Here is a 6,662-nt window from a genome sequence, read left to right as displayed (position 1 = left end):
CTGGCGGGGGCGGCGATCCTGCTGCTGGGCGGGCGCCGTACGGACCGCTGGGGTCATCTGCTGGGTACCGCGACCTCCGCCGCGAGTTTCGTCCTGGGGCTGGTGCTGTTCTTCGCGCTGCGCGGCCGTGGCGGTGAGGACCGGGCGGTCGCCCAGCACCTGTTCTCCTGGATTCCGGTCAACGGCTTCCAGGCGGACGCCGGTCTGCTGTTCGACCAGTTGTCAGCGGTCTTCGTTCTGCTGATCACCGGTGTGGGGACGCTGATCCATGTTTACTCGATCGGTTACATGGCGCATGATCCCGGACGGCGTAGGTTCTTCGCCTACATGAACCTGTTCCTGGCGTCCATGCTGCTGCTCGTCCTCGGTGACAACTTCCTCGTCCTGTACGCGGGCTGGGAACTGGTCGGGCTCTCGTCCTACCTTCTGATCAAGTTCTGGGAGTACAAGCCGGCCGCGGCAACCGCGGCCAACAAGGCCTTCTACATGAACCGGGTCGGCGACGTGGGGCTTGCCCTGGCCATCATGCTGATGTTCGCCACGGTGGGCAGCACGAACTACGACTCGGTGTTCGGAGCCGCCGCGGCCGACGTCATCGGTTACGGCACGTTGACCGCGATCGCCCTGCTGCTGCTGCTCGGCGCCTGCGGAAAGTCCGGCCAGTTCCCATTGCAGGCGTGGTTGCCGGACGCGATGGAGGGCCCGACCCCGATTTCCGCGCTCATCCACGCCGCCACCATGGTGACCGCCGGGGTCTATCTCATCGCCCGCGCCAGCCCGATCTTCACCGAAACCCAGGCCGCCCGGACGGTGGTCGTCATCATCGGCGCCGTCACGATCCTGATCGGCTGTGTCATCGGCTGTGCCTACGACGACATCAAGAAGGTCCTCGCCTACTCGACGGTGAGCCAGATCGGGTACATGTTCCTTGCGGTGGGTCTCGGCCCGGCGGGTTACGCGCTCGGTATCATGCACCTGCTGGCGCACGGTTTCTTCAAGGCCGGCCTGTTCCTCGGATCCGGCTCGGTGATCCATGCGATGGACGACGAGCAGGACATGCGAAAATACGGTGGCCTGTGGCGGTTGATGCCGATCACCTGGGTCACTTTCGGCCTCGGCTATCTGGCCATCATCGGCCTGCCCCCGCTGTCCGGGTTCTTCACCAAGGACAAGATCATTGAGGTCGCCTTCGACAAGGGCGGTACCAGCGGATACCTGCTGGGGTCGATCGCGCTGCTCGGCGCGGGTATCACCGCCTTCTACATGACCCGGCTGTTCTTCATGACCTTCCACGGTGAACGCCGCTGGTCGACCTCGGGCCCGCAGGCCAAGCATCCCCACGAGTCCCCGAGTGTGATGACCGGGCCGATGGCGGTGTTGGCTGTGGGCTCGGTGTTCGCTGGTGGGCTGTTCGTCCTTGGCGGTTCCATGCAGCACTGGCTGGCACCGGTGCTCGGTGAGAGCGCCGAGGAAGGCGTCCACACGATCTCCCCGGCAGTGGTCACGGCACTGACCCTGCTGGTTGCCGCCGGTGGTTTCGCCGGCGCCTATCTGCGCTACCAGCTCCGTCCGGTGGATGCCGTCGCCCGCCCGGATTCCGAGGTCGGGCTGGTCACCGTGGCCGCGCGGAACGATCTTTATGCCAACACGTTCAACGAGACCGTGTTCATGCGTCCGGGTCAGTACCTCACCCGCTTTCTGGTCTGGCTGGACACGGTCGGGGTGGACGGGGTGGTCCGGGGCACCGCCGCCGGGATAGGCGGTCTGTCCGGACGGCTGCGCCGCGCCCAGACCGGGTTCGTCCGCTCCTATGCGCTGTCGATGTTGGGAGGTGCCGTCCTCGTGGTTGCGGCTCTGCTGGTGGCAAGGGTCGGATGACGTGAACAGTTTTCCGTGGTTGACACTCCTGCTCGTTCTCCCGGCTGCCGCGGCGGTCGTCGTCGCGGCTGTTCCGCGGCGGCTGGGCACGCTGGCCAAGCAGATCACCCTGGCGGTCACGCTCGTGGAGTTCGTGCTGGCGCTGCTCGCGACCATCGCGTACGAGCCGTCGCGGGCCGGGTTCCAGTTCGCCCAGAAGTATTCCTGGATCAAGCAGTTCGGCGTGTCCTACTCGGTGGGAGCCGACGGGATCTCGCTGGTGCTGATCCTGCTCGCGACGCTGCTGGTGCCGGTCGTCGTCCTCGCCTCCTGGGACGAGGTCAGCGACGCCGGCCAGCCCGGTGCGTCCGTTGCGGGCAGGCGTAGCGTCCCGGCGTTCTTCGCTCTGTTGCTCGCGCTCGAGGCGGGGATGATCGGTGTGTTCGCCGCCACCGACGTCTTCCTGTTCTACGTCTTCTTCGAGGCGATGCTGATCCCGATGTACTTCCTGATCGGGAGCTACGGGCTGGCGAAGGAGCAGGCGCAGCGGTCCTACGCGGCAGTGAAGTTCCTGCTGTACAGCCTGTTCGGTGGGCTGCTCATGCTCGCCGCGGTGATCGGTCTGTACGTTGTCTCAGCCGATCAGCTCGGCACCGGCACCTTCGATTTCGCCACTCTCCGCCAGATGGACATCACACCTGGTGTCCAGAAGCTGCTCTTCCTGGGCTTTTTCATTGCCTTCGCCATCAAGGCACCGCTGTTCCCCTTCCACACGTGGCTGCCGGACGCGGGCGCGCAGTCGCCGACAGGCGGCGCGATCCTGCTGGTGGGCGTCCTGGACAAGGTCGGGACCTTCGGGCTGATCCGGTACTGCATCCCGCTGTTCCCGGACGCCTCGTCCTACTTCGCGCCCATGGTGCTCGCGTTGGCGGTGATCGGAATCTTCTACGGCGCGCTGCTCGCCATCGGCCAGCGGGACATGAAACGCCTGGTGGCGTACACCTCGCTGGCCCACTTCGGCTTCATCGCGATGGGAACCTTCGCGTTGACGTCGCAGGCGGGGACCGGCGCCGTCCTCTACATGGTCAACCACGGGCTCTCGACGGGTCTGCTCTTCCTCGTCGTCGGCTTCCTGGTGGCCCGGCGCGGTAGCCGGGACGTGGGTGCCTACGGCGGCATGGCGCAGGTCACACCGGTACTGGCCGGTGTCTTCCTTGTCGCGGGTCTGTCGTCGTTGGCGCTGCCCGGCCTGAACAGCTTCGTCAGCGAGTTCCTGGTGCTGGTCGGGACGTTCACCCAGTACCGGGCACTGGCCATCGTGGCCACCTGCGGCATGGTGCTCGCCGCGATCTACATCCTCTACCTCTACCAGCGGACGATGACAGGTCCGCTGGTAGATGAGGATGCTCGTGGGGTGCTCGACCTCAGCGTCCGGGAGAAGATCGTGGTTGCACCGGTGGTCGCCCTGATCGTCGCTCTCGGTGTCTACCCGAAGCCGCTCATCGACATCATCCGGCCGACCGTCACGGCCACGTTCGAAGACGCCGGGCATACCGATCCCGCACCAACCGCCCCCGTGAACGCAAGCCAGCCCGGAGGCCACTCGTGAGTGCCACAGCATCCGCCATCGCCGGTCAGGACGCGCTGGCCCAGCACATCCTGGCCCAGAGCACACAGGGGACGATCGACGTCCCGGCGATCCAGTACAGCGCGCTGAGCCCGATCATCATCGTCTTCGGGGTGGCGCTGGCGGGTGTTCTCATCGACGCGTTCGCGCCGGCCAAGGCCCGTCGGGGGATCCAGCCGTTGCTGGCCGCGGCGGGGTTCGCGGCCGCGTTCGTGGCGGTCGTCCTGCTGCACACCCGACGACAGGTGCTGGCGGCGGGGTCGCTGGCTATCGACGGCCCCACGCTGTTCATGGAAGGCGCCATCCTGGCGTTCGCCCTGCTCGCGGTGCTACTGGTCGCCGAGCGGCGGCTGGATTCCTCCGGCGGCGCGATCGTGGCGTCGGCGGCGATCACACCGGGATCGCCGGGGGCGACCGCCCAACGCTCCTCCGCCGGGGTACAGACCGAGGTGTACCCGCTCATGGCGTTCTCGGTGGCCGGGATGCTGCTGTTCGTCTCCTCGAACACGCTTCTGATCATGTTCGTCGCGTTGGAGATCCTGTCCCTGCCGCTGTACCTGCTCGCCGGCCTGGCCCGCCGCCGTCGCCTGCTGTCGCAGGAGGCGGCGATGAAGTATTTCCTGCTCGGCTCCTTCTCGTCAGCATTCTTTATCTACGGCCTGGCTTTTATCTACGGTTATGCCGGCAGCGTCAACCTCGGCCGGATCGCCGATGCCGCGGGTATGGTCGGCGCGAACGACACCTACCTCTACCTGGGCATGGCCCTGCTCGGCGTCGGCCTGTTCTTCAAGATCGGTGCTGCGCCGTTCCACTCCTGGACACCGGACGTCTACCAGGGCGCACCGACCCCGATCACGGCTTTCATGGCCGCGGGTACGAAGGTGGCGGCGTTCGGTGCGCTGCTGCGGGTGTTCTACGTGTCCTTCGGCGGGTTGCGCTGGGACTGGCGGCCGATGGTCTGGATCATCGCGATCCTGACCATGGTCGTCGGTGCGGTGCTGGCGCTGACCCAGCGCGACATCAAGCGGATGCTGGCCTACTCGGCAGTCGCTCATGCCGGCTTCCTGCTCACCGGCCTCGCCGCGGCCAACAGCGACGGGCTGAGCGGATCACTGTTCTACCTGGTCGCCTACGGCTTCACGACGATCGCCGCGTTCGGCCTGGTCACCATGGTCCGTACCGGGGACGGCGAGGCGAGCGACCTGTCCCAGTGGCAGGGGCTCGGGCGGCGGTCCCCGGTGCTCGCGGGCATCTTCGCCTTCCTGCTCCTCGCGCTTGCCGGCATCCCGCTCACCAGCGGATTCACCGGGAAGTTCGCCGTCTTCCAGGCTGCTGTCGCCGGTGACGCGACTCCGTTGGTGGTCGTCGCGCTGATCACCAGCGCGATCGCCGCCTTCTTCTACGTTCGGGTGATCGTTCTGATGTTCTTCCAGGAACCGGGTGCGGACGGCCCCATAATTGTCACTCGTCCGACACTTACCTATGCGGCTGTCGGTATCGGCGCGATCATGACGCTCCTGCTGGGAGTTGCGCCACAGCCTCTACTCGAGCTTGCCGGTACCGCGGCCACGTCCGGCTTCGTACGCTGACGCCTAGCTGGCCGAAGAGTGCGCGATCATGGTTGTTTCGCGCGCTCGGAGGCCCCAAGGAACCTACATGAGCACAACGGGGCTGGATCTTGCGGGGATCAGGGCCGACCCTGATCTGGAGCAGGCTATTCGCCGTGGCCTCGACGAGGTCGAACGGATGCTGCGCGACACCGTCCGTAGCAACGTGCCGTTCGTCACCGAGACGTCCCGGCATCTCGTGGACGCCGGTGGCAAGCGCTTTCGACCGATGGTCGTGCTGCTCGCGGCCCATTTCGGCGACCCGGACGCCATCGGCGTGCTGCCGGCCGCGGTGGCGATCGAACTCACCCATCTGTCGACGCTGTACCACGACGACGTCATGGACGAAGCGCTGTTGCGACGGGGAGCGGCCTCGGCGAACGTCCGATGGACCAACACGATCGCGATCCTCACCGGCGACTTCCTGTTCGCGCGGGCCTCGGACATCACCGCCGATCTGGGGCCGGAGGCCACCCGCATCCTGGCCCGCACGATCGCGACCCTGTGCGAGGGCCAGATCCGGGAAACCGTCGGGCCGGTGCCGGGACAGGACCCCGTCGACCACTACCTTCGTGTGATCAGCGAAAAGACCGCGTCACTGATTGCCACGTCAGGCCGGCTCGGTGCGATGCTCGCCGGTGCCGATCCCTTCACCGTGGACACCCTTGCCACTTTCGGTGAACGGTTCGGGGTGGCCTTCCAGCTTTCCGACGATCTCATTGACGTCGCCTCCGACCCGTCCGCATCCGGTAAGACACCCGGCACCGATCTGCTCGAGGGAATTCCCACGCTGCCGGTGCTCTACGCGCTCCAGGAGGACGATGCCGCCGCAGCTCGGCTGCGCAGCCTCATGCGGGACGGCTTCGCCGTGGAAGGAGCGCTCGCCGAGGCGCTGGACCTGCTGCGCGGTCACCCGGCCATGGGACGTGCCCGTCGTGAGGTGGCGCGCTGGGCGGGGCAGGCGCGCAACTGCCTGACCTCGTTGGAGAAAGGTCCAGCCAGGACCACGCTGGAGGCGCTCGCCGACTACGTGATCGATCGCACCGGATAACCGGTGCCAGGGCCTGTCTGGTGAATCTTCAACTATCCATCAGACAGGCCCTGGGAGCCGCACAGCTCCTACTCCGTGTGCACCTGAGCTGTTTTCCCGGTCCGTCCCTATCTGCTATCTGCTACCTGCTCAGTGGCGAGACCGGTGGGGGATCGTAGAACTCGACCAGCTTGGTGGGATTGTCGGTGGCTGCCCCGGCCTCTCCGGCGGAGGACTCCGGGGCAGCCGGCGCAGCGGCCGTGCCCGAGCTTGCCGCGCCTGCAGCCGCGGCATTCTCCGGCAACTGCCTGGCTGGCGCGCTGCCCCCGCCGGTCGCCGACGGGGCCGGTAGCGGGGTCGCTGGCGGGGTGGTGGTTGCCGAGGTGCTGGCAGGCACCTCCGCTGATGGCGTCCGGCCTGCCCCGGGTTCCCTCGGCGTTGTCACGCTCGGTTCACCGGCCGGTTCGCCAACCTGACCGTTGTCGACCGGCTCCGCTGCCGTCCCGCCCGTGGACAGCGGCTGATCGACGCCGGGTTGTGT

At 66.8% G+C, this 6,662-nt stretch carries 4 protein-coding genes and 1 pseudogene; 4 read left to right on the top strand and 1 reads right to left on the bottom strand.

The genetic code is table 11. The annotated features are described in order from the left end of the window. From nuoL to DD1DGNOD_RS23215, 4 genes are all read left to right on the top strand, one after another. On the top strand, positions 1-1,878 hold a 1,878-nt coding region (gene nuoL / locus DD1DGNOD_RS23230), incomplete at its 5' end, for an NADH-quinone oxidoreductase subunit L (protein WP_131771029.1). A gap of 1 nt (position 1,879) precedes the next feature. Continuing rightward, the gene (locus DD1DGNOD_RS23225; RefSeq protein ID WP_131768563.1) at positions 1,880-3,466 is read left to right on the top strand and encodes an NADH-quinone oxidoreductase subunit M; all 1,587 of its coding nucleotides are present in this window, start codon (positions 1,880-1,882) and stop codon (positions 3,464-3,466) included. Between the two features lie 35 nt (positions 3,467-3,501). Next, entirely contained in the window at positions 3,502-5,073 is a 1,572-nt protein-coding gene (gene nuoN / locus DD1DGNOD_RS23220) for an NADH-quinone oxidoreductase subunit NuoN (RefSeq protein ID WP_131768657.1), read from the top strand. Positions 5,074-5,140: 67 nt separating this feature from the next. Beyond that, the gene (locus DD1DGNOD_RS23215; protein ID WP_131771028.1) at positions 5,141-6,142 is read left to right on the top strand and encodes a polyprenyl synthetase family protein; all 1,002 of its coding nucleotides are present in this window, start codon (positions 5,141-5,143) and stop codon (positions 6,140-6,142) included. A gap of 121 nt (positions 6,143-6,263) precedes the next feature. Here the strand turns inward: DD1DGNOD_RS23215 and DD1DGNOD_RS28385 are convergent. Beyond that, positions 6,264-6,662: pseudogene (locus tag DD1DGNOD_RS28385) on the bottom strand (hypothetical protein); the annotation flags it as partial.

It is taken from the genome of Candidatus Protofrankia californiensis (assembly GCF_900634765.1).
GTDB lineage: Bacteria > Actinomycetota > Actinomycetes > Frankiales > Frankiaceae > Protofrankia > Protofrankia californiensis.
The sequence above is the reverse complement of the archived record's forward strand: the minus strand, read 5'-3'. Positions and strand labels throughout refer to the sequence as shown.